Raw genomic sequence first — 22,112 nt, forward strand, 5'->3', positions numbered from 1 at the left:
AAGCTTGCTGTAATCACTACTACCCCCCGTTTTGGTGTTGAAAACGATGAAGACCGTTTCGGGCGGCGTAACAAACGAATACGGAAGCTCCGTAAAATCTACGCCGTTGGCGTTGACCCCTTTAATCAAGGTCCGATCGGCCCGCTCGAATCGAATTTTTACGGCATCCTCAAACTGCATGTTTGCCTGCAGGGTGTAGAGCGTATTGGCCCGCAGGCTTCGGCGGATGTAGGAATAACCCGGTAACAACTCAATCTCGTAGGCGTTATTAATGCCATACCCTTCTTTAATCTTGCGAGGATCAATCAGGTTTTTACCCTCGACGGTAAAAATGTCGTTTTCTCTTCGCTTACGCTGCCGTCCGCGGGAATAGAGGAATTACTTTCGCGGTTGATGGTATCTACCGAGCGGTAGATACGGTCCCCATCGAATACAATTACGTCCAGAACTGGACTGTATACCCCGCCCGTTCCAGGCACTTCGCAAGTCAGCTGATCGCCCGTTTCTACCAGCGTTTGCTCCAAAGCGGGTAGATTCAAGACCGGATCCCACTTGCCCAGATCTTTTCGGCCCACCGCAAGACTTGCGATCCGGTCTTCAATGATTTGAGGCCAGCCAAAAGGAACCAGTGATTTTCCTGTGCTTTGTTCTATATACTGCTCTGACTTCATGTCGTATGGGTAAATACGTTTTCTTCAAAGGGAGGATTATGCAGGCGTAAGCCGGATTCTTTGCCTTTTACGAGCACAAACTTCGGCTGATTGCCCTGCATGGCTGATGCCGCTTCGGCATCAGAATTGACGACCACAAGGTTATTGGTGACCTCCAGGGAATCGCCCGCTTCCCGAAGGTCTGCATCCGTTTCACCTCCAAAGCGGTAGTAGGGCTTGCCCTGCAGCACGCGGAAGACAAAGCCCGAAGCCATGCCGTAGGTACCTTCGCTTGATAGGTCCAGATGCAGTTCATGACCTTCCAGGGCATTGATTAGCACCGCAGGCGATACCCACAGCTCTCCCGTAGCGGGGTTATAGGTCCACTCGGTGTTTTTCTTAAGCTTGACTTCGGATACCGTTCCCTGCTTGAAGTAGACCGCCTTGAGCGTATAGTTGCCGACTTTGGCCTTGACATTATAGCTAGGAGTGGCCGTAAAAACTTCTACCTCTGCTCCGTCGATCTCCTCGATCGTCGTCGTGCCGGTGATGGTTTCGTAGGCATCAGCCGTTTCTTCTTTTGCTGCACCTACGAGAGAGCGTAAAGCCTCATTTGCATTGTGGGCATAGGTGAATTCCTTGGCATCCGAGGTATTTGATATCCTGGCTGGTTGCACGTAGAGATTGCCTGCCTGCGTAGAGCCCCGCTGCACGTAAAAAGCAATTCCGGATAGCTCGACAGGCGTCGCAAAACCCGGCAGGCGTTGCCACGGACCGTCCTTCATAATCCAAGGTCCGTTCTGAGCTTTGTTCGTCTGGCCCACTACTCCGACGACCATTTCCAAGGCACCCGGTACGCCATCAACCGCCTGAATCCCTTCCAGATCAATGTTGCTCGTGGCCGCTACGTCTACGCCGGCTTTGATGTAGCGAAGGGTGGTACCTGCCATCTGCGTGGCCATTGCGGCCGCCGCCCGAGCGGATTGCGAGATCATGAAGCGAACCATCAGCTCAAGGACGGGCTGTACTTCATCAGGGTCAATGACCTGATTGTCTGCCCGAAATAGATACGAGAGGGCGTCCCACATTTGGGCTTCCGTTACTTCATTCATGGTAGCACCTCCTTGGTTTTAAGTCGTCCGCCAAACCGGCCACCGAACCAGCGAGGGTCCGTAGGCTTACACCGTTCAATCCGCATAATTCGTCCGCAGTATTCAGTTACAAATCCCGATAGCCCTTTCAGGCTCTTGCCTTTAATCCGTACGCCGTACAGGCCCGATTCCCAGTCCTCTGGAAGCGTCACCTCAAACCAAGCGGTCCCCACCGAGGACGTTATTTGAAGCCCGTCCGTACCCTCGACGACTTCGCCTGTAATCAGGTTCACGACCTGCAGGGTGTACTGAGCTTTGCGGGTTACGCGGCTCGTAATTCGATCCAGCGAAGGCACGTAGCTATTACCCAGATTGCCGATAATGACGGGACTCGGGAAGCTACAGGCCGATGTGGGGGCCTGGAAAATGAGTTTATTATCTGCTGTCGTCGTGATCCGACGGCGGGCCACGGCTTCCGCTGCGTTTTTAACTTCGACGATCACTTCCAGGCCCTGTGGCACTTCGATGACGGTGTGTAGGTCTAAAAGCCCGGGATACACCGCTTCGAAGTCCAGTAAGCCCTGTCCGTTAGTAAGCGAGCGTACGCTGACCGTATAGGGACCTTCCTCATTTTGATCCCACCAGGCCAGGTGTGCGTCAAAGGAGGGTGCCTCCAGTTTGCCGCCGTTCCAGGCGAATACGCTACCGGTCAGCGTTAGCTTTTTGCCGTTTGCACCGTTGAGTTCTAAGAAGGTGATGCGTAAATCTTCTTCGGTATCTACTACATTCCCCTCGTACTCGGCTGAGCTGATGATGCGAAGTTCACCATTGCTTTGCTCGGAGTAATGCGTTGCCGTATGGGCAGGATCACCCACCAGACATTGTACGAAGTTGAAGGTGTAATTGCCACCCCGGTTGTTACCTGACAGCTCAATAGGCCGAAAGGTTTTATTTGGAAACAGAGCCTGCACCTTCATGGTGTTAGCCATGCCCAGTACGGCCGTTAGAAAACTTCCCCGGATTAGATACGCTGGCACTCTTCGAGCCGCTAGTTGCTCCAGGGCCGCAATGTCGAGTTGCGTACGCGATTCGCCCACCCCTACGCGGCTCCACTTCTCGGTGAACCGGCCGTCGAGTAGCATGGTGGCTCCGTAATAGATCTTCTTTCTCGAATCGCCAATGCGAACCGATAGATCGTCCTGAATATCACCGTACTCTTTCTTTTGCCTGATTTCGAAGACCTCGGCTTTATCATCCTCACCGGGTACGGCTTCGATTCGCAGAAACCGGTACTCCACGTGCTTTTGAAACTGATCCAGATCTTTGATTCGCTTGATGTCGGTATCATAGCCTCGTCCGATCGCTACCTGCACCTTGCCCATCGTTCTGAACTCGATGTCGATGGTTTCCCATTCGTTACGGTAGGTCAGAGCGTTCAGATTGGCTGAATCCTCGAAGTACTCGGCATCGTGGCGAATCGTATAGGGTTTATCCTTGACGTACGCTCCGTTTTCATTGATGTAAGCTGAATCCGCGGTAATACCAGAGTCGTAAAAGGTGTAAATCGAAATCTTCGTCCCGGCCAGATTCCGAAGGCGAAACTGCATGGTCAGGCGTACCCGATTGGCCGTTCCGGTTGAGAAAAATTTGGTTCGAAGGGTATACGGGTCTTTTCCTGCACCGGGACCAAAATCCTTGTCTTTATCAAAGCGGCCGGGAACGATTACCGTCAGCTCCTCAAAAAGCTTGGAGGCCAGTCCTCCCGGACCGTACGTGAATCCGGGCGTTGCTTCCCAGTTGGAAAGGGGCACTTTAAACTGCTCTGAGATATACCAACCAGATACCTGAAACTCGCGGGCGTAGTCGAGCGGCTCGCCATAGGGCATTTTAAGCCGCAACTGCTTCACGCTTCGCTTCAGGCGTCTGACCTGATCGTAGTTCATTAAAATCGTCTCGGTCGCTAGGTCCGGATTCGATTTCACCACGACGGGGCGACTAGGATCAATCTGGACATCGCTAAGAGCCGTACCATCAAACTTTTGACGGTAATACGAAATAGCCGAACCGTTTAAAAGCGATATGCGGCGAAACATCCAAACGCCATTCACCTGCAACAGCTGAGCACTGCGAAGAATGCAAAGCTCTTCAAGTACCGTCCAGGCGGGCTCAAAATCTTCTTTATTGGTCAGATAAGCCAGGTAATTAATCAGCAGCTGCGAAAGCGGATTCTGCGATGTGTTCATCCGCGTTTCAAAGACATGATCGGCTACCCATAAATCCAGCTCCAGACCCGTTTGCTTTAAGGCTGCCCGAATGATGTCCTGAGCGGTAGCCGGGCCCACCAGAAAGCCAGAGGGTGGAACGAAGTTCACATCCTTTAAATCCCCTAGCCCGTCGGCGGCTTCGAGCGTCATAAACTCGCGGGTTTTGACGGGTTCCTCCAAAAGGTCCGTCACTAACCAGCCCTGCCAAAACAGGGAACCTTCTTTATAAATCGTACGCTTGAAGCGTTTAGGATCGTCACTATAGAAACTCTCCAGCCGCAAGGTGGCTGAATTCAGGATCCGGGTACGGGTTTTCGAACTATAGATACCCGGCCCCATTTCGTTTTTTCCTGTTCCGCCCGTGTAATCAATCACGATCGGATCAGGAGCGTATTCTTTCAGCTCGACGGGAAACTTCTTATGGTTTTTTTCAGCGATTTCATCCCGCCAGGTCGTACCGTAGCGATCAACGTATTCCGTGAAGAATTTTAGTCCGTAGGTCATTGCTTTGCCCACCTCCCTTCTTTCTCACGGTACTCTTCATACGTCCTATAAATCTCCCTGCCTTCCAGGTTTAAAATGGTAAGGTGTCGGGTAGTACTTCCCCCAGGCGTTGCCATTCTGGATTGTGCCGTTTCCCGAACCGCACTCACCCAAAAAGGCTTGAGAATACCAGTCAAATCCCTCAAGGGGGCAATTACTTCGGGATTCGTCCGTGCATTGGAGTATTCGCCCGCCTCAGCATTTACTCCGAAAATCCGACCGTAGGCAATACCTCCGCTGGCAAACTTCTGACGCTTTTGAACTGCTCCTTTCATGCCTGCTCCTAATGCAGTCAAGGCAACGCCAGCTATGATAGCAGCAGGAGCAGCGGTGAAGATGTTGGTCATCAACGGGATCAGTTTAGCAGTAACTATCCCGTATTCAATAAGGGACTTGCCCATCATCTGAAACATGCCCCCCATTACCCCTAGAAGCATTTGAGGCAAATCCTGAATACCAGCGGTACCGGCAATCAATCCCCCAATAACTTCACCCATTCCTACCATGGCATCAACGGCACCTTGTCGAAGGGTTTCGTTCATGCCTACTATAAAATCCATCAATTGCCGTTGAACGCCATTCAAGGGTTTTGACAGGTCGATTCCATTGGCCGCCGCAATGATCTGATCAATCTCAGCATAGCGGTTTAGCTTGCCCTGGCTTTTCTGCTCCCGGTTGAAGGGATCCATTACTGCCTTGGCATTACTAGTCGCTCTTCCAGCCAGGTAATCGGTCACACTATCCCGAGATGGAGTAAGCTTGGGCCGGTTATAGATTCGGTCGAGTGCCATTTCCCGACGAGCATCAGCAAGTTTTCGCTCGGTCGCCAGAATGCTTTGCGTGATAAGTTGCTCTTTGAGCTTATCATCGATATTCATCACCCGGAACCGCCGAATTTCTTGCAACCCCTCTACCTCGATTTCATTGAGAGTGCGTCGGTCTTTGCTAGCAGCCGCTTCTACGTTAAGAAGCTTTTCAAGCTCTTTAGTTGCCTCCTCGGTGGCGTCTTTCCGGCTATTGAGACTATCCGTATCGGCTACGGTAGCCGCCGTTGAATTTTGAGTAGTTTTAGTTACATCCTTGTTGGCTTCAATCAGACCCGTGAGCGACTTGATAGCCTGCTCATTTTGATAGATCTGGGCGTTATTGTTTTTGATTTTCTGCACTTCGAGATTGTACTGAATCTCGTCGTTGTTGCCCCGGGTTGGGCCATACATATTGTTGCTGGGCGTATCCTGAGCTAGCTTAGCAGATTGCTTGTGCAAAGCCGCTTTTTTCATCAGCTCCTGATTCTCCAGCCGCAGACTGACGATTTCCTCGGCAAAGACGTTGGCTTTACTCTCAGCCGCCCGTGCCAGAGCCGCCCGGTAGATGCTACCAGCCAGTTGATCGTAGGCGGACTTTAACTCATCCGTTTTGAGTTTTTCTGAATCCAGTTTTCCAAAGTAGTCCGGGTATTGAGCTTTGAGTTTATCAACGGCGGCTGCACGTTCATCTTTGGACTTTTTCTCATCCCCTGCTACCGATACCAGAGCCTTTACTTTCTCGATTTCGGCTCCCGTCGCTTTGGTTACCTCGTCCGTTACATCAGCCAGTCGGGCCGCTGATTCAATCGTGGGATTGTAAAGCTTATACAGGGCGTAAGTGCCTGCTCCAACCAAGGCCACTGCTGCGGCTAACGCTGCATAGGGTCCTAAAGAGGCTAGCATGGCCGTACGCTCTGCTCCAAGTACGGTGGTGAGGACCTTTTTGGCATTGGCTAGATTCTGAATACTACCCGCCAGCGTTCCCGCCACGTAGATCGTCGGGCCCATCGCGGCCGCAACTCCCAGCGTTGCCAAAATCGCGGTTTGCTGGGAATCATTGAGTCCTTCAAACCAAGCCGCCAGATTCTCAACGCCATTGGCTGCCTGCGAAAGTAAACCGCTCAGCTGTGCATTCTGATCGATCACCCGTCCGTAGGTATCTCCAGCAATGGTCATTGAATCCTGTAAGTTTTCAACGCCATTCTTGAATCCTGATGTCACGCGTTCAGCTTTAGCCAGCTCAGCGGTAAGCATGGAGATGAACTCCCGCGGACCTTTACCTGCCGCCTGCAGTTGCTTGCTGATCTGCTCGGAATCTACCGTACCAAAAAGTTTCCGAATCGCTCCGGCAGCTACCGGTGCTTGGTTGATAAGCGGTTTCAAATCTTCGGCCAGCACTTTTGTCTTCGTGGACATCTGCGTAAGTTGCATGAGCACGAGCCCAAACTGCTCTTTACCTCCACCCCCTAAAGCAATCGCGTTACCGAATTGCTTCATGATGTCGAAGGATTCGGCAGCCGAGTAGCCGCCAGCTTGACGAAACAGTACATCACCCCGCAAAGCCTCCTGAATGCCAAGGCCCGGCAACGCATAGATTTGCTTTAAATCCTTTTGCCGTTGCATGGCCTTATCGGCATTCCCTTCCACGACAGCAAGTCCGCGACGCAGGGCATCGAGTTCTCCGTAGGCCCGAAGCGACATCGTAGTCAGGGCAGCCAAAGGAGCCGTGACGGCAAGCGTGAGGTTTCGCCCCGCGTTACGGGTAATGTCGACGAGTTCTTTCTGAGCCCGGCGGCGATCGTCGATGACTTTCTGAGCGGCCCGTCGCTGGGCTTCGGCTGCTTTCTCAGCGGCCTTGGCTTCCTCTTCTGCCAGTCGCCTAGCTGCTTCAGCTGCTTTCGCCTTTTCATTGTTGAGCTGCTGTAACTGTTCCCGCATCCGCTGCGGGCCCTGCAGCACGTACATCTCCGCGTTTAACTTGCGGATTTCAAGGCTCAGAGCTTTAGCGGAATCACTGTCGGGCTTTAATCCCCGGGCCAGCAAATCATTGAGAGCCGCCGTGTAGGCCTGGGTTTTAGCCTGTACCATGGCGATGCGATCGCCGTTAATCTGGTACTGTCCATTGGCTACGTTGATCTGAGCATTTAGTTTGCCCAGCGTGTTACCCACCGCTTTGGCCTGCGTGTCCAGATTGGCACCTAGTACCAGTTTACGCTGAGCGTCCCCTACTTTTCCGGAAATGGCATTGAGCTCGCTGGCTTTCCGTGAAAAATCAGCTACAAAGTCTTTCAGCGACCGCTTGGAGTCGTTGATCGAGGTTTGCAGGCCTGAATTATCGCCGGTTATACCAACGTTTATGCGAGATGCCATTTACTTGATGTTTCGTAAGGGGTGATCGGCAGGTAAATTTTCGAGAGCAGCTTTTAGATTCGCCTGGATTTGTTGGTCCTCCTCATCGGTCAGGCGGGGAACCACGAGCACGGGATCAAAACTGAGTCGAATGATATCGCGGCCCCGAATGGGACGGCTTTTCGAATCGCGGTTGACGTTACAGAGGGTAGCGATGACTTCGCGTGTGTAGAGCCAGCCGCGTTCGAGTTCGTAGAATTTCTTCTGACGATACCCCCGAAAGGCCAGGCCAAAATCACAGGGCCGCATGTCCCAAAAGACATCGGGCATAATGCCCATTTCGCCCATGGCCACGGCGGCCAAATCCTCCCAGATTTCAACCGGATCCTTTACAGGTTCGGGCTCATCTCCATCGGATTCGTCACCGTCTCCCCAGTCGGACTCGTCATCGAGTTCATCGTCTCCATCGTCAGCGTCTCGGTCGTCTCCTGAGTCAGAATCTCGGTCATCATCTGTCTCCCCACTGTCAGAATCCGCATCTGCTCCCGATCGTGCTTGTACTGCACTCTCAGGGCTTGGGCCAGCTTTCCCAGAAAATCCAGGTACTCACCCGCCTCCTCCAGAATCGTGATCTGCTCATCCTCGGAGAGTTCATCCATTAAATCGCAGACTTCGTCAATGGATTCAAAGGGCATCTCTGCCGCCTGCAGGGCCGCAAAGAACAAATACGCCCGCACTTCGAAGTGATTGAGGTTTTCCTCGGAAAGTCCTTCACTCCGCAGCAGCTTTAAAAACAGAAGCTGGGTGTAGTTGGAGAAACGGAACTTGACGGTGTCAGCTCCGATTTTCTTGGTGATGATACCTTTGGAACTAGGCATGGGAAAGCTTCAGGTTTGGGGTAAGGGAAAAAGGGAAGTAAGCACTTCCCTTTTAGGCGTTGGGTACAGTCAGAACGGTAGGCTTACCTTTCACGTTGGCCGTTACTTTGTAAGTCACGTTATCGCCGATCTTGCTGTCTTCCGACAGGTCAGCAATCGAAAGCGGATACACCTTCATCTTTTTGCCAGCAACTTTGTTGCCAATGGCGACATTGATGACCGTACCCGTATCAGAAGCTTCATCCCACTGGTCATAGCCCCAGGCACCAGCGGCAACCTGCAAGTCGGTATAATCCACGGAGATTCCGCCAATGTCGATGGTACGGTTAATGCCGGAGGGTTCGTAATCGGTTTCAAGGCCCAGCTCCTGGCACATCGTCTCCAATTGCTTGATGGTCTTTTTGCGGGAGAAGTCCGACATACACCCAATGAGCGTAATTGCATTGTCGGCCCCGATTAGGTACATGAAGTGATTCTTCCCATGTACGCGTTTAGTTCCAGTGATTCCAGCCATGAGCTTAGTTTTTGGAAATGGTTGATAACACGTTAAAGGTGAGGCCTCGCATGGGTAGCTCAGCTTCGCTGTAGTAATCGTCTTCCTGTTCTTCGAGGGTCATAAATTCGATGGTGGTATCCTCCACCGTACCCTCGTAGAAGTGAAGCTTTTTGGAGATCAGATCGCTGACCTGGAAGACCTCGTCCTGATCGCTTCCCACAATAGCCAGGTAGAGTATCTCTTTCAAGTGCGAGCTGCCGTCCTGCGTTTTCGTCGACGACGACGATTGGGTTTTGTAGAGAATGAATGTCCCTACGGGCCCATCGGAAGTAAGCACCGATTGCGGGGGTCGGTTGGGATAAACCCGGTCGCCTACTAAGGGACTGATGTCCTCATCCTGCGTTAACGCGTGAAAGATTACCTGTCCTGTCATCTAAAGGGGCCGGCTTTGCGGTCGATTTCGTTTACTTTGGCTTCGACGCCGTCCTTGAATCGTTCGATCACCTGAGACTGGGTCTGAAGGCCCGAGCGTTCGATGAAGGGCTTACCTGCCCATTTCTCAGTGCCGAGTTCAATAAAGTGAGCCCGCCAGCCGACGTGCGTTTTGGACTTGTTTACGCCGACGAGTACAGTAGCCGTGCTATCCGAATCGTAGACGATCTTGCGACGAATGTCCCGGCGGGTAGCCCCGCCTCGATCTCCACTATGCAACTGACCCAGAAAGCTGCTGAGTCGCATATTGAAGTTCATTCGTCCGTCGGGAGCGTTACTTTTCATGGCGGCTTCCATGGGTTTGGCCGCTTCGTTTAAGATGCCGCCAATCGCCCTACGGTCGAGTCCTTTGTCCAGATTATCCAGACTTTGAAAGGCCGCGTCCGCTCCGTCAAGACTTAGCTTGGTCTTCATCGGCTACCTCAGCCTTCTCAGATGCTACCTCGTCAGCTTTCACCTGATTTTTTGCTTTCGTTGCCTTAGCGGGCTTGCCCTCCTTGGGTTTTACCTCTTCGGCGTCGAGCTGCTTGGCGTAGCCCGCACCCACGAGCATGGCCGCTTCTTCGATATCGTCGCGGACATCGCCCGCTTTCGCTTTGAAGTGCTCGTGGTCCTTGATGAATTCGATTTTCATGCGTTTTTGAGTTTAGTGTACAGCCGCCAGCCGGCACGCTGTCCAATTTCTTCGACCGCTTCGATGGTGTAGATTCGCTTGGGATAGTCTTCATCGAAGAGCCGCATCCGCGTATCCGGTACTTCAAAGCCTTCAATGGCCATGTCCAGAAAGTGAAACTCCCAGATTACGTATTGAAGAGCTATGAGAATATCTTGCTTGAAACCCTCCGTAGGCTTAGTCAGCTTGCCTTGGGAGGCAGGAACTTGCGTTGCCCAATCCGTCCAGGCCTCTTTCACGCTTCCCGAGGTGCCCCGCGTTGAAACCGGATACTGAAGCGTAATCATCCGGTTCAAATGGCCGGGATTTATGCGATCACTGGCCATACGTGCGGATTCATTAACGTTTCACTCGTGCGGGTCTTCTCATCGGGCGTATCAGCCCGGTTGGCATACCGCTCCTGAATGAAGAGATACATCGCGTCAATCAGATCAGCCGGTATTTCATTCGCCGACGGATAACCCGCCTTGAAGGTGATTGTCACCTCGTCGGTATCCGGAAACGATTCAGTGCCCACCAATCGAACTACGCCCTGCTTATCGGAAATTTTCCGAGCCCGAAAGCGATTCATTGCCAGATCCTGAATGTTCCCTTCAGAGTCCAGGTAGCTGACTTTGACATCCGAGGGTTTGCCAAACGGTACCACCGAAAAGATCATCTCACCGTTCCACCAGCCCTGCAGCGTAAGCGTGTACTCGGCTTCCATGAGCTGCTGGTGCGTGTAAGCTTCGACCCGGTCGCGGGCCGCCCGCATGAGGCGTAAAATCTCTTTCCCTTCTGCCGACTGCTCAGTCGCCCGGGTGCGAAGGCTCCCGACTACCGCCTGAAAGGTCAGGGGCAGCTGAGCAGACTGAGCAGTGCGAACAGGAAGGGCAGATATCATTACTTACCTTTTTTCGAGGTTTCGGTTTTTTGTTCCGGATTTTCGGGCGTTTCGACCAGAGGATCGGCTTTGCCATCTTCGAGATTTTTTTGATCCTCGGGCGTTAAGTTTTCGGCGAGCAGCTGAGCGTTTTCTTTCGAATCGGCTTTACCTGCCACTGCGAAACCGCCGTCGATGAGTTTTTGGGCCGTTTTAGCTTCTAGTTCGACCTCATCCCCGGGGAAGTAAGCTAGACCCACGTGGGGCTGTAAGATTGTGACCTTTTTCATGAGCTTTTTGGTAAAAAGTGAGCAGTCGATAACTGCTCACTCTCGTTTACGATTAGCTATTAACCAGGTTAGGCGATGATGTCCTTAATGGCCGCAAACGACTCCGGACGAGCCACGGCACAGTCACCATACAGGGCAGCGTTGATACGCGTTTCGCCCTTCGTATCCAGCGAGTACGGGTTAACCAAAATGTCCACGCCGCCCCAGATACCCATCCAGAAGTCCTGCCAGTTACCGAAGATGGACGCTGATGCGTTCGTCGTCGTGCCTTTTGTGATGTTAGAGGGTACGTTGTTGGTAACGCCGATTTTAAAGCCATTGAGGGTATTAGCACCTTCTTCCATGATGAAGCGGTCGCTTCCTTCGATTTTCGGCGTCACCTGCATAGCTGCTACCACTTTGGGGTTCAGCAGGTAACCTAACCGACCCAGATCGGCGTTATCGATGGCGATCTCCTTGTAGAGATTGACAACATCCTTCCATGTGACGGCCGCCCCGTTGGCGTTGGTCGCATTTGAAACGGCACCCCCTGCGAACACGGCACCAATGCCCGCCGTTTGCAGAATACCACGTGGCTGATTGTTGGCTCCTGAACCGTTGATACCTGCTGCGTCAAACTTGGAACTCAGTTTGTTGATCAGGTAAGTACGAACCGTGAGATCAATATTGATTTCGCTCTGGTTCAGCAGCTGGTTGGAAATATCCACGTACGCAGCCAGACGTTTGGGCGAGAGAACGGGCGTTACAATCGTTGGATTCAACTTGTCCGCATCCGCATTTTCCGCTTTCCAATTTGGATCGTCATTGTCCACAAAGCGGGGCAGAGCGATGTTACCCGTAAGGCCAGTCATGAACGTGGCACCCATGCTTTGCAGAACAATTTTGTTGTACAAGGATTGGTAGAATTTACCAATGCTGGTGGTAATCAATTGACCGCCCTGATCGCCAGCTGCCGTCGTTTGACCAGTAGCGGTCATATCCCGACGACTTACTAGGCCCGCCTGAATCATATCCGCACCATCTTTGCTGCGAACGAAAAGGCCATAAGGCAGCACTACGTTCCCTTCTGGATTAATACCGTTCGTGCGAGCTTCGTTGAAACCCTCTTCAATCACTTCAGCATCAATGCCGGACAGGGCCGTGCCTTTCAATTTGGAGCGAATCACGCGACCTAAACTGAACTGATCCAAATCGCGTTGGTCGCGTTCAGAGATGTGCTTGTTACCGCCTTCACCTAAGTGAATGTGCGTGTGCGATCCGGAACGTTGATTACCACGGGCTTCAGCTTCTTCCACCAATAGCTCTTTCTCTTCTTCTTTGAGATCAGAAAGCGACTGATTAATGGCTGCGAGGTTACCGCGTTCCTCGTCGGTCAATTCGCGTTTTTCCGCATTTTGAGCCGTTCGGATTGCATCGCGTTCCTGAATTTTGGCCGCCATCAAATCCTTGACCTGCGTGAGATTACGTTTCATTTGCTTTGCTTAGTTTAATTAAACCCATTTAACAGAAGCCAGTCTTTCGTGGAAAGCACGAATGGCTTTTCTTCCACTTGCTGGGTTTCTTGACTTTCGGACTCGTCCTTTTGACGTTGCTCGCGGGCGTTGATGCGTTCATCGTACTCGCGTTTAGCGATTTGAAGTCCTTCTTCTCCGGTCCCCTTGTACGCCCCAATCGTGACGGGGGAAAGGTCCCAGAGCTTTTTAAGCTTATTGATCTGACGGACTTCGTATTCGATGCCGTCTTTCTCTTCCGTCAGCCAGGTGATGTCGGTACCATTGTAGCGTAATTCGAACTCGAAGGATGAATCCCGGAGATCGCCCCGGTTCACGTGTACTTCGATGCTACGTCCGAGTTCCGTATCGGGCAGTTCAACCGTGTACTTGACGCCAATCTCATCCTCTTCCCAGGTCAGCGTCTTGGAATAGTTCGCTCCCAGAAGCTGATTGACATCGTGATTGAACTTGCAAAGCACCTCGGAGATGTCACAGCCTTCTAAGGCTCCGGGCATAATCCGCTCGTAAAAGCCCCACATGTAGCGAGAGAGCTGATTATAGACAATCCCGTAGCCGGAAAGGTATTTCTTTCCATCAGCTCGGGTTTCGATCGCAAACTGCGACCGGTTATGCGTCCGGAGTTCCCGACCCTGCGGAACCTGGGTCTGTGACCTTCTTTCCATTGGTTTTAAGCTTTAGTATCTCATCGGCCTGATCGAGTTTCATGAATCCTTGGGTAATCCAGTGATCTTCGCCGTCGTCAAAGCCGTTTCTGTCTTCTAATTCGAGTACCTGATTGTGCGTCAGAATGCCGCAGGTGATAGCAATCCGATAGATTTCCCAGCGGGTTTTTGCATCCGGCCGGAGCAGGTTGTTCAGGTTCATTTTCACGTACTGCCCCCCCATCGCTTGTCAGTACGAATGCATTTATAGGCTACTTCCTGCTCAAAAGACTGAATGAACGTCATCAGGGCGATGTTGATGAACGACATGAACTGTGATTCAATCCCGGTACCGCCCCACGTATTATTTTGCGAAGCATCCCCCATCATATGACCGGGAACACCCATCATTCGGTAGATATCAACGTCGGTTTTAGCGAAAAACTCGACCATTTGTGACTCGACGGGTTTGCTTCCAATTTCATGGAACTTCAATCCGTTGCCCAACACAGTAATATCACCCGTATTCTGCACACCCTGCTTGGTAGAGTCTTTCCACATCTGCTTAGCAGCTTTGGCTTTTGTTTCGTCCAGATTCGCTTCAGAAGTCAGTATACCACCTAGGAACGTACCGTTTTGGTAGTATTTACTGATGAATTCCTGAGCCGATAAGGCTACTTTGAACGTCTTGGGAGCAAAGCCCCAAGGGGCAATTCCAATTTTACCGTCGAGCGTCAAAAACTTCAGGTGAATTACCTCCTCTTCATCACAGACGATTCCGCCCGGAAAGTGGTAATACAGCCGATCATCCGTCTCGATGATGGTTACATCGGTGAATTTGTAGACAATCAGCTCCTCGGTCTCCCTGTACTTGTTTTTGACAATGCGGGCCACCCCATTTCCGTAGACTAAGAGGTTAGCCATCAGGGCTTTTTTGAAATCGACTGCGTTTACATGGCGTGAGGCTCTAAGAGTGAGTACTTCGGTCAGCATATCGCCCTCAACCTCCACCCGGCGACCATCCTTTTTCTGCAAATGAGCGACGGGAAGGGTCGAAAACAGACTCGACATCACCCGAACGCTACCGAAAAAGGCACTTAGGTTCATGGCCGCCGTCGCATTGACGCGTACCTGATCCAGATGAAGCCCGAGAATCTTAGATAACTCGCCAGTCGCATCCGTAAGGCTATGCCCTACGGATGCTGAACGCTGTTCGGAAGCTGAGGTGCGTTTGAATGGCCATTTAAGATTCCAGAATGCCAATTGGGGTGAGAGCTACCGTTTCTACTATGAGCCCCAAAATTGACTATTGGGAAAATACGTGTTGGTAAGAAAAACTCACTATTTCACACTGGAAAGTGAAAATTATTTAGCCCGTCGGCTTTTGTGCCAGGCATGCTTGAAAGACTCGAAGGTGCCGTAGGGAGCCTGAAACCCATAGGTATTGGGAAAGTAGCTTACGGCAATGTGGTAAGAATCAGAAAGAGACAGCTTTTTAGCTTCCAGCGTATGGATGGTTTGTACAAGGTTCATAAACCCTTCCTGGATGGTGGGAATACGTGAAGATTGCATAGAGAAAAGGTGTTTTGGGGCATTGGTATCTGCTACTAAAATACACAATTTTCAGCAAAAAATCCCTGTAAAATCGGGTGAATTTTACAGGGATTTTTGCGTTTTGCCCCGCGAACGGTATACATTATACGAGTATCACAAAAACCAATGTTCCGACTCAGAAAACGGGTTTTCATTTTCAATATCTGAAAATTTATTTTTTTCTGATTGATTTTCGAGGGCTTTACCTGCAAATAAATCAGGGCAGCTACGCAAAGAGCAGCCCCGGCAAAGCTTGCCAGGGATTTGTAGTAGAGAAGTTCCATGATGGTTGATAGGTTAAGATTTTTTATAGGCTGCTTCAAACTCAGCGAAGGTTTTAAAAGGGGATTCTAATTGATGCTGCTTCCAGAAAAGCTCTATGCCGATCTGGTAGGCTTCCTGAAGGGTAACACCTTTAACCCGTACGCAGTAGATTGATCGTACGGTTTGAATAAACGATTCTTGAATAGTTGGGACAGCGGTGAGAGGGCTCATAGTTACCACATTTGGAAGGGGGTTTCTTTATTTTGCTCCATGAGGCATTTCTTAGCCAGAATGGAGGAAGTAATACCGTCAATCTTTTCTTTCGACTTGTTTTTATTGACCATGGCTAAGCCCGAGGGATACCGGTTCAAAACAACGTTGTTAGCCATCCAACCCAGCACAGGATTGTTCATGTGGTTGATGGTTCGCTTTAGAATACCAAGCTCAAACTGTTGCGTAGCCTCGCCGACGTGGGTTTGATTTTGAGGAACACCCGTACACTCGATGCCGTCCTCATTCAGGGTTCCTGCGAGTTGGTTGGCATTGTACATGTCGTAGTAAATGTGCTTTAGATTATACGTTACCGCTACCCACTTGATAAATTTCTCAATGGCATCGTAATCGGTAGCATTCCCGGGTGTAGTAAAGACCAGTCTCTCATCAATCCAATACGAAAGCGTATGAAGCCCTCCGGAAATCCGTTCTTCTACCGTTTCTTCGGGAATCCACTGCCAGCTCAGTAGCACCTCCCGGCCGTCGTCCATTGGAAAAATCAGTGAGAACGAGGTAAAGTCAGACGTCTGGGCAAGGTCTAATCCTCCAAAGCAGGGACGGCCCTTTAGCTCTTCGAGATCAACCGGCCAGTGCGATGCGTTCCAGTGTTCGGCCTTAATCCATGCATCTGGAGCATTGTACCAGATATTACACTTTTTAGTTACAAACTCCCGGCGTTTACTGATCCGGCGGACGGCGACCTTTGATTCGGCTATCAAATCCGAAAGCTTAACCGATACGCCCAGGTTGGGATTGGCTTTGATGTAGTTCTCGGGATTCGCCCAGCCAAACCGGGTTTTCTTAACTTCCTCCTCTTCATATTCTTCGACTTTCGCATCATCGGCGTCTATCTCGTAAATAGCAATAAAGAGCTGATCGTCATCAAAAAAGCCATCGAGTACCCCCTTACAGTCCCGCTCCATGTCGTAACAAGGCGAGGTCAAATTTAACCCGGCCGTCGTGATTACCAGCTGCATGGGATTGGTACGAGCCCCCATCGACGAAGCCATCACATCGTACACTTCATCGTTTTTGTGGGCGTGGTACTCATCGACGATCGCCAGGTAGGTATTCAAACCGTCCAGCGTGTCGGCATCCGATCCCAGGGCGGTAAACTTACCCGACGTCTCCTCGACCTCGATTTCATGCTTCCATGCTTTGTAGACTTTCGAAAGCTCTGGGGCCCGCTTAATCATCCGCTTGGCCTCGTCAAAAATGATTTTCGCCTGATCTTTCTTCGTTGCCACCGAATAGACCTCAGCCCCCTGTTCCCCGTCCATGTAGAGCATGTACAGGGCAATACCCGCCATGAACGTGCTTTTGCCGTTCTTCCGGGCTACCTTCAAATAAGCCCTGCGAAACAGCCGGGTATCGTCCTCTTTGTAAAACCCAAACAGACACCAGACAATCCAGGCCTGCCAGGGGGAAAGCTCAAAGGTATGGCCGGCAAATGATCCCTTCGTGTGCTTTAAAAACGCCGAGAAAAAGTCGATAGCCTGGGCGGCCTTCTTTTCATCAAAGTATATTCCCCTCTGTTCCCACTCCGCGATATTTCGGAAGTAACGCTTCACGGCCAGTTTGATCCATTTGCACGCCACAATCTTTCCAGACTCAATGTCCAGAGCATATTGATGGGCAGATTCAATGATCTCGTCTCGTCGCTGCAGGGTAAGCATTACAAAGGGGGTGGGTACTTTTGACTTTAGGAAATTTTGACTTTAGCCGTGCCGCTCGCGGAATTCACCCAGCGGATCAGCAGCTGCCGGCTCGGTGCCCCGGATCCGCATGCGAGAAAGGGGTGTTACCCCATACTGCTGCAGGATTTTGATGGCCAGTTCTAGTTGCCGCTTGCTTTCAATGGATTCTGCGGAAAGGATTTTGCCGCCCAGAGCCGTAGTCGTAAACCGCTTGCTGACACTTTCGTTCATCTCATCCTCTAACTCGCAATAAACATTGTAAGCGATGCAAGCAGACTCCAAAAGCGGGATGTCCGCTGCGGTAACGATTTTTGATGGGCCGAGTTCCTCCCGAAGCGTCTGCCAGTACTTCTTTCCGTACTTGCCCAACCTGCGAGAGGGCTTGGGAAAGACATTGAGTGCGACGGTCTTCACAGCCGACTCTTTCATTCGGCTCGGCCGCTGGTCTTTTTTGTCCTCATTTCGCTTATTCGGACGACCTGTTAACATGGTGAGTGCCATACTATTCGCTAGATTTTGAGGGCCTAGACCCCCACCTGAGTTTTGCCGCTATACACCTATTGAGGCTGCTGCGGTCGCACTAAAATCGATTTTAGGTTTTTTGAACACCCCCGGGTCCGTCGAGGTCGAGTTCAATGCCTTCGAGGTTAATGTCGAGAACTTGGCCAGTCAAGCAAAAAATGAGGTTCTGGAGCTGGTGCAGGTGCTGAACCTTGATTTTAGGACATTCGCTATCTCCGCTGTAATCGTTGGTCGTAAGCCATGCGTCATGGTCGGAACAATCTACGTATAGCGTGAGTGTAGATGACTGGTCGCTTAGAATAAGTCTGTGCCAAGTAAAAGCTACGAAGGGGTCAAACCCTGCATTCTCCAGCAACTGAGGGGTTAGGGGAATAGGATCAAATTGAGATGACCCTTGCTGATGCCTAACGCTTCGATTCGCTATACTGACACCTGCCTTAGTATCTGCACTCACTACGGTAATACACCAATCATCTTCGAGTCCGACCACTTTCCAATAACGCACTTCTTCCATGTAGTTGTAAGTGATGGAGAAGTCATGCTTAGCGTCTTTGGCAGAAACGATGTTTCCTATGCATAGTTCTTTAGCGTCGATCATTTGTTTAACAGATACGCTGAATAAATAATTACCAGTTGATGAAGCAGTTGATCAAAGCCGAACACGTACCAGTGATAGGGATTAGCTGGGCTTTGAAGGGATGCGTATCGTGCATTGATCCTTCCCTTCAAGACATCGATTGATCCATGAGTGATGAACTGGATCAGAGCTACTACAATGGCTGCCCAAGCTTCTGCAATACACAATCCAACTAACAGAAACAGCGTGGTATGTAATAACGCATGAGCTGCAATGGGCAATACCGGTTTACCAAATCGCTTGGCTGAAAGCATCCACGGCGTGCTGAGGTGCGTAAAATCAGCTGCAAAGTGAACCAGGTTGAAAAGGATCAAAGCAATTACCATTTCCATAGAATGCTTGGATTTCAGGAATATTTTTGGTGCTGCTCAGAAGCCGACTTCTGCTGGTGACACTTCAAACACAGTGGCTGCAGGTTACTCTCGTCGTAGGGCTCACCACCATGATTGATGGGGATGATGTGATCGACTTTTGTGGCAGGCTCCCGGATGCCCTGCTTCTTACACATGCGGCAAAGCGGCTCTTTCTTCCTGACGTGAAGACTGAGCTTTCGCCACTGCTGCGTTCCGTAGATGTGGCGGTTCGGGTTCTCCCTACCCTGATTCGGCTTCTTTTGCTGAAGCTTTGCAGGATAAGGAGCGGAAAGTTTCTTGATGGTAGGCATTAGCTGCAAGGGTTAGCAACTGCCTGAGAGGTGTCCGCTTCCTGCCGGATTTCCCGCACGGTTTCAAGGACCCGAGCAGTCATGTAAGCAAGACTTTCCAGTAGATGAAGATGTCCATGCGTTTGGATATGTGCTTTGAGTCTTTGGTCATCAAAGCCGCCGCACACTTCGCCGACGTCGTAGGTGCGTGTATCCGAATCCGTACAAACGGAAATCGAACCGAGTTCTTGAAAATCTGCCATGAAGATAGTTTATAAAGGTGTTTTGGGGTAAACAGCAACAACCGCAGCTTTGACATTGAAAGTCAATAGCTTAGACGCACTACAAAAAGCCGTGATGTTTGTTTGAGACTCACAAGATAGTAAGTTTTTCTTACTTGCAAGGATTGATTAAACGATTTTCATGAAATGATCAATGACTGCTTTGGCATCATCAAAGCCCTTGCAAATTTCAGCCATCCAACCCTGACGGCGAAAGAAAGCAATCCATTCCAATTGTTCCGGTGTGGGCTTCCCTTTCGCGGCCTTTAGCTCTAAGGCTAGGTTCTTACCTGCGTGAAAGATAACCAGGTCCGGAAAGCCAGCTTTGATACCCAATATCTTGATTTTGAACATCTGGAAGGTGGTACGCTTTCCTTCATTAGGCGGGTGATAGAAGACCGCCTGCGGGTACTGTGCCCTGAGGTAATTGCAGACCTGAATCTGCACGTGGTCCTCGGGGCCCAGATACTTTTCATAGGGATTTCGCTTGGGGTACATGATTGATAGGAATGTTGATATTGAGGGCTGTGATCAAACTGATTAGTTCCGCTTTCACAATGTTACACTGGGTGAGCCTTCCTCTATCTGGATAGAAGTGCTCCTCATCTTTGGTTTGATTTTGCATGGATTTAGATTTAAGGATCAAACTAACGTTATATTATATACGTATTTAGTTTCTGAGCGATGAAAGGGGTTTTGCTGAATATTTTTTTATTTCATTTAAGCCGCTGACCGTTCTTCCGTAAGTCGCTTCGCCCGGAGTTGCCCGATGTAGACCCCCAGCCCTTGCCATAACTTTTCCACCTCTTCCAAATCGCCCGCCGCCATGATCTCCACCATGGCCAAAAGGTTAAAGGCTCCGGCGGTGTCCTTGTTTTTGACGTAGTCCATCAGGTACTGATTGATGTTGGCGAACTGCTCGCCGGCTTCGCTGATCGTTTCGATGAAAGCCTCATCCTTTTCGATTTCCTTCATCAAAAGCTGATTGGCTTTCTTTGCCTCGTTGAGGCGGCGTAAGAATTCTCCCTTCACCATCGTCTTATTTATCATCTCCATCCAAAGCACCATCTGGTGAAAGAGACTAGTGATCATAAAGCGGGTAAACGTTTGAGAGTCATTATCTTGGAAGTGTGACATAGTATCTTTTGAATTGAATACTGAGAATGATAACCTTTTGAGAAGGAAGTGATAGTTGTAGTAAGTGCTCTTTGAGTTTACTATGGTAAATTACTGCTTTAACCCTTGACCGCCTGTTTCATGAACTTTCAAGCAATTATTGATGCCATTCACCAAGCATGGTCGTTTGCCTGGCCCCCCATTAGTTTCATAGTCATTTCTCTTTTGATTATCTATTTTTTGAACCCTGTGATGGCACTCAACAGGTTTAGAGGGGTTTTACACCACTTGAGAACATTTGGTGCAAACTTCAAGGAGGCTCAGGAAGTATTGGAACCTTTTGGTCTTACTAAACTAATACCTCTGATTTCGGCGATTATATTCATTTTCATCTTGTATTTAATTAATGGTCCTTATCTGACGATCTGTAAGCAAATTCCGCCGCACCTTGGCTTCAGAGAAGGGGTACTTGTGGAAAGCCTGACCACCTTTCAAGAAAAAATCCAAATCATCCGGATGTATCCTCGGTGTGTTGACTTCAATCAAGCTTATTTTCTGGCGGTTGCAAAACTTTTACCGAAAGACTACGACCTGTACCATTTAGATAAAATTGCTTTTTATGAGAGAATGATTGGATTGATCAAATGTTTAATCCCCGTGACGGTCATTTTTTTAATCTACAACTGGAAATCAGTACTTCCATTTTGGAATAAGGTGCTAAGATTTGTATGCGTGATAATGACTTTGTCTTTGAGTTTGTACGGAGTAATAATTGCCCACAGATACCACAAGGAAATGCACCATAAGGTAGAGATAAACGCAATTCGAGATGTTCTGGCAGATAAACCCTGGTCATCAACTCCAGATCTTACATCTTATGAAAAATCAAAGTTTGTAGATCATACAAATGAGAGATGGTACATAGTTTACTTTATAGCTAGCGAAAGAATCGAGTGGTTTACAACGCATTGGCATTTTTAATATAGATTCCAGATTCCTCAACTTAATACCCTGATCTAGCAGAGATCAGGGTATTAAAACATATCACTGAACACTCCAGAAGGACTCGACCTGCTTCCACATATTTTCCAGCGTGTCGACCGCCTGCATCTCGGGCAGCTCTGCTAAATAATCCCGTTGGAGTGCCAGCATTTGCCCCATTGCTCCAAAGAAGGCTTGCTTGGTCTGCTGGAGCTGGGCGGGGTGCAAATCCTCTTCCTTTACCCCCGCCCGTCCCAGATACAGTTTCCACTGGTATTCCAGGTTATGTTCTGGGGATTCATCGGTAACTGCCAGCAACTTGAGCTTAGGGCTAAGGCCCGCATCCCGCACTGCAAGCAAGACTTTCCCCCGGGCATCCACTGGACCCTGAATAGAGCCTTCGATGATGCGGTGGAGGATGTCGCCGGTGAAGACTAATCCGGCTTTTTGAATAGCTGCTGTAAAAGCTGCCCCGTCTTTCTCCACGTCGATGGGAGAAAGGAAAGTGATTTGAACGTGGAAGTTCATGCGTTAGAAAAGTTGTGTTTTAATTGGT

30 protein-coding genes are annotated in these 22,112 nt (G+C 50.1%); 1 reads left to right on the forward strand and 29 read right to left on the reverse strand.

Annotated features, from left to right (window positions below; all coding sequences use genetic code 11):
* The 28 genes from BWI93_RS19065 to BWI93_RS19205 all read right to left on the reverse strand — a co-directional run.
* Nucleotides 1-249, reverse strand: a 249-nt coding sequence (locus BWI93_RS19065) for a hypothetical protein (protein ID WP_141217532.1), incomplete at its 3' end; no start/stop codon positions are given.
* A 56-nt stretch (nt 250-305) separates the two neighbouring features.
* On the reverse strand, nt 306-671 hold the full coding sequence (locus tag BWI93_RS19070) for a hypothetical protein (protein WP_094814215.1): 366 nt from the start codon (nt 669-671) through the stop codon (nt 306-308).
* Nucleotides 668-1,762 carry a hypothetical protein gene (locus tag BWI93_RS19075; RefSeq protein WP_094814217.1) on the reverse strand — a complete coding sequence of 365 codons (1,095 nt, stop codon included), beginning with the start codon at nt 1,760-1,762 and terminating at the stop codon, nt 668-670. Before BWI93_RS19075 ends, BWI93_RS19070 begins: the two co-directional genes overlap by 4 nt.
* Complete coding sequence (locus tag BWI93_RS19080; RefSeq protein ID WP_094814219.1) at nt 1,759-4,509, reverse strand: hypothetical protein; 2,751 nt, start codon at nt 4,507-4,509, stop codon at nt 1,759-1,761. The genes BWI93_RS19075 and BWI93_RS19080 overlap by 4 nt, the downstream gene beginning before the upstream one ends.
* Nucleotides 4,506-7,724: a tape measure protein gene (locus tag BWI93_RS19085; protein WP_094814221.1), complete on the reverse strand. Its 3,219-nt coding sequence runs from the start codon at nt 7,722-7,724 to the stop codon at nt 4,506-4,508. The genes BWI93_RS19080 and BWI93_RS19085 overlap by 4 nt, the downstream gene beginning before the upstream one ends.
* On the reverse strand, nt 7,725-8,066 hold the full coding sequence (locus BWI93_RS19090; protein ID WP_094814223.1) for a hypothetical protein: 342 nt from the start codon (nt 8,064-8,066) through the stop codon (nt 7,725-7,727). It abuts the gene before it with no gap.
* A gap of 26 nt (nt 8,067-8,092) precedes the next feature.
* Nucleotides 8,093-8,581 (reverse strand): hypothetical protein, encoded by a 489-nt coding sequence (locus BWI93_RS19095; RefSeq protein WP_094814225.1) that lies wholly within the window; start codon nt 8,579-8,581, stop codon nt 8,093-8,095.
* Between the two features lie 52 nt (nt 8,582-8,633).
* The gene (locus BWI93_RS19100; RefSeq protein WP_094814227.1) at nt 8,634-9,095 is read right to left on the reverse strand and encodes a hypothetical protein; all 462 of its coding nucleotides are present in this window, start codon (nt 9,093-9,095) and stop codon (nt 8,634-8,636) included.
* Between the two features lie 4 nt (nt 9,096-9,099).
* Nucleotides 9,100-9,510, reverse strand: coding sequence for a hypothetical protein (locus BWI93_RS19105; protein ID WP_094814229.1), 411 nt, complete (start codon nt 9,508-9,510; stop codon nt 9,100-9,102).
* Nucleotides 9,507-9,983, reverse strand: a complete 477-nt coding sequence (locus BWI93_RS19110; protein ID WP_094814232.1) for an HK97-gp10 family putative phage morphogenesis protein — start codon at nt 9,981-9,983, stop codon at nt 9,507-9,509. The genes BWI93_RS19105 and BWI93_RS19110 overlap by 4 nt, the downstream gene beginning before the upstream one ends.
* Entirely contained in the window at nt 9,961-10,203 is a 243-nt protein-coding gene (locus tag BWI93_RS19115) for a hypothetical protein (protein ID WP_094814234.1), read from the reverse strand. Before BWI93_RS19115 ends, BWI93_RS19110 begins: the two co-directional genes overlap by 23 nt.
* On the reverse strand, nt 10,200-10,568 hold the full coding sequence (locus BWI93_RS19120) for a hypothetical protein (RefSeq protein WP_094814236.1): 369 nt from the start codon (nt 10,566-10,568) through the stop codon (nt 10,200-10,202). Before BWI93_RS19120 ends, BWI93_RS19115 begins: the two co-directional genes overlap by 4 nt.
* Nucleotides 10,550-11,125: a hypothetical protein gene (locus BWI93_RS19125; protein WP_094814238.1), complete on the reverse strand. Its 576-nt coding sequence runs from the start codon at nt 11,123-11,125 to the stop codon at nt 10,550-10,552. Before BWI93_RS19125 ends, BWI93_RS19120 begins: the two co-directional genes overlap by 19 nt.
* Nucleotides 11,125-11,394, reverse strand: a complete 270-nt coding sequence (locus tag BWI93_RS19130; RefSeq protein ID WP_094814240.1) for a hypothetical protein — start codon at nt 11,392-11,394, stop codon at nt 11,125-11,127. The genes BWI93_RS19125 and BWI93_RS19130 overlap by 1 nt, the downstream gene beginning before the upstream one ends.
* A 68-nt stretch (nt 11,395-11,462) precedes the next feature.
* A complete protein-coding gene (locus BWI93_RS19135; RefSeq protein ID WP_094814242.1) occupies nt 11,463-12,866 on the reverse strand; it encodes a phage major capsid protein in 1,404 nt (467 codons plus the stop codon).
* Nucleotides 12,867-12,880: 14 nt separating this feature from the next.
* Nucleotides 12,881-13,570 (reverse strand): HK97 family phage prohead protease, encoded by a 690-nt coding sequence (locus BWI93_RS19140; protein ID WP_094814244.1) that lies wholly within the window; start codon nt 13,568-13,570, stop codon nt 12,881-12,883.
* Complete coding sequence (locus BWI93_RS19145; RefSeq protein ID WP_094814246.1) at nt 13,515-13,793, reverse strand: phage portal protein; 279 nt, start codon at nt 13,791-13,793, stop codon at nt 13,515-13,517. The genes BWI93_RS19140 and BWI93_RS19145 overlap by 56 nt, the downstream gene beginning before the upstream one ends.
* Complete coding sequence (locus tag BWI93_RS19150) at nt 13,775-14,812, reverse strand: phage portal protein (protein WP_094814248.1); 1,038 nt, start codon at nt 14,810-14,812, stop codon at nt 13,775-13,777. The genes BWI93_RS19145 and BWI93_RS19150 overlap by 19 nt, the downstream gene beginning before the upstream one ends.
* 102 nt (nt 14,813-14,914) lie before the next feature.
* The gene (locus BWI93_RS19155) at nt 14,915-15,121 is read right to left on the reverse strand and encodes a hypothetical protein (protein ID WP_094814250.1); all 207 of its coding nucleotides are present in this window, start codon (nt 15,119-15,121) and stop codon (nt 14,915-14,917) included.
* Nucleotides 15,122-15,156: 35 nt separating this feature from the next.
* Complete coding sequence (locus BWI93_RS27920; RefSeq protein ID WP_094814252.1) at nt 15,157-15,426, reverse strand: hypothetical protein; 270 nt, start codon at nt 15,424-15,426, stop codon at nt 15,157-15,159.
* Between the two features lie 213 nt (nt 15,427-15,639).
* Nucleotides 15,640-17,355 (reverse strand): terminase large subunit, encoded by a 1,716-nt coding sequence (locus BWI93_RS19170; RefSeq protein WP_094814256.1) that lies wholly within the window; start codon nt 17,353-17,355, stop codon nt 15,640-15,642.
* Between the two features lie 42 nt (nt 17,356-17,397).
* Nucleotides 17,398-17,877 carry a P27 family phage terminase small subunit gene (locus BWI93_RS19175; RefSeq protein ID WP_094814258.1) on the reverse strand — a complete coding sequence of 160 codons (480 nt, stop codon included), beginning with the start codon at nt 17,875-17,877 and terminating at the stop codon, nt 17,398-17,400.
* A 91-nt stretch (nt 17,878-17,968) separates the two neighbouring features.
* The gene (locus BWI93_RS19180; protein ID WP_094814260.1) at nt 17,969-18,496 is read right to left on the reverse strand and encodes a hypothetical protein; all 528 of its coding nucleotides are present in this window, start codon (nt 18,494-18,496) and stop codon (nt 17,969-17,971) included.
* Complete coding sequence (locus tag BWI93_RS19185) at nt 18,493-18,867, reverse strand: DUF3307 domain-containing protein (RefSeq protein WP_094814262.1); 375 nt, start codon at nt 18,865-18,867, stop codon at nt 18,493-18,495. Before BWI93_RS19185 ends, BWI93_RS19180 begins: the two co-directional genes overlap by 4 nt.
* Before the next feature lie 14 nt (nt 18,868-18,881).
* Nucleotides 18,882-19,199, reverse strand: a complete 318-nt coding sequence (locus tag BWI93_RS19190) for an HNH endonuclease (RefSeq protein WP_094814264.1) — start codon at nt 19,197-19,199, stop codon at nt 18,882-18,884.
* On the reverse strand, nt 19,199-19,441 hold the full coding sequence (locus tag BWI93_RS19195; protein ID WP_094814266.1) for a hypothetical protein: 243 nt from the start codon (nt 19,439-19,441) through the stop codon (nt 19,199-19,201). The genes BWI93_RS19190 and BWI93_RS19195 overlap by 1 nt, the downstream gene beginning before the upstream one ends.
* A gap of 147 nt (nt 19,442-19,588) precedes the next feature.
* On the reverse strand, nt 19,589-19,957 hold the full coding sequence (locus tag BWI93_RS19200; protein WP_094814268.1) for a VRR-NUC domain-containing protein: 369 nt from the start codon (nt 19,955-19,957) through the stop codon (nt 19,589-19,591).
* Nucleotides 19,958-20,179: 222 nt separating this feature from the next.
* Nucleotides 20,180-20,596, reverse strand: a complete 417-nt coding sequence (locus BWI93_RS19205; RefSeq protein WP_141217533.1) for a hypothetical protein — start codon at nt 20,594-20,596, stop codon at nt 20,180-20,182.
* A gap of 120 nt (nt 20,597-20,716) precedes the next feature.
* On the opposite strand from BWI93_RS19205, the gene BWI93_RS19210 reads away from it, so the two are divergent.
* On the forward strand, nt 20,717-21,556 hold the full coding sequence (locus BWI93_RS19210) for a hypothetical protein (protein WP_094814272.1): 840 nt from the start codon (nt 20,717-20,719) through the stop codon (nt 21,554-21,556).
* A gap of 63 nt (nt 21,557-21,619) precedes the next feature.
* Here the strand turns inward: BWI93_RS19210 and BWI93_RS19215 are convergent, their stop codons facing one another.
* The gene (locus BWI93_RS19215) at nt 21,620-22,084 is read right to left on the reverse strand and encodes a hypothetical protein (RefSeq protein WP_094814274.1); all 465 of its coding nucleotides are present in this window, start codon (nt 22,082-22,084) and stop codon (nt 21,620-21,622) included.
* Nucleotides 22,085-22,112 lie beyond the last annotated feature (28 nt).

The sequence above is a fragment of the Siphonobacter sp. BAB-5385 genome (assembly GCF_002261125.1).
Lineage (GTDB): Bacteria > Bacteroidota > Bacteroidia > Cytophagales > Spirosomataceae > Siphonobacter.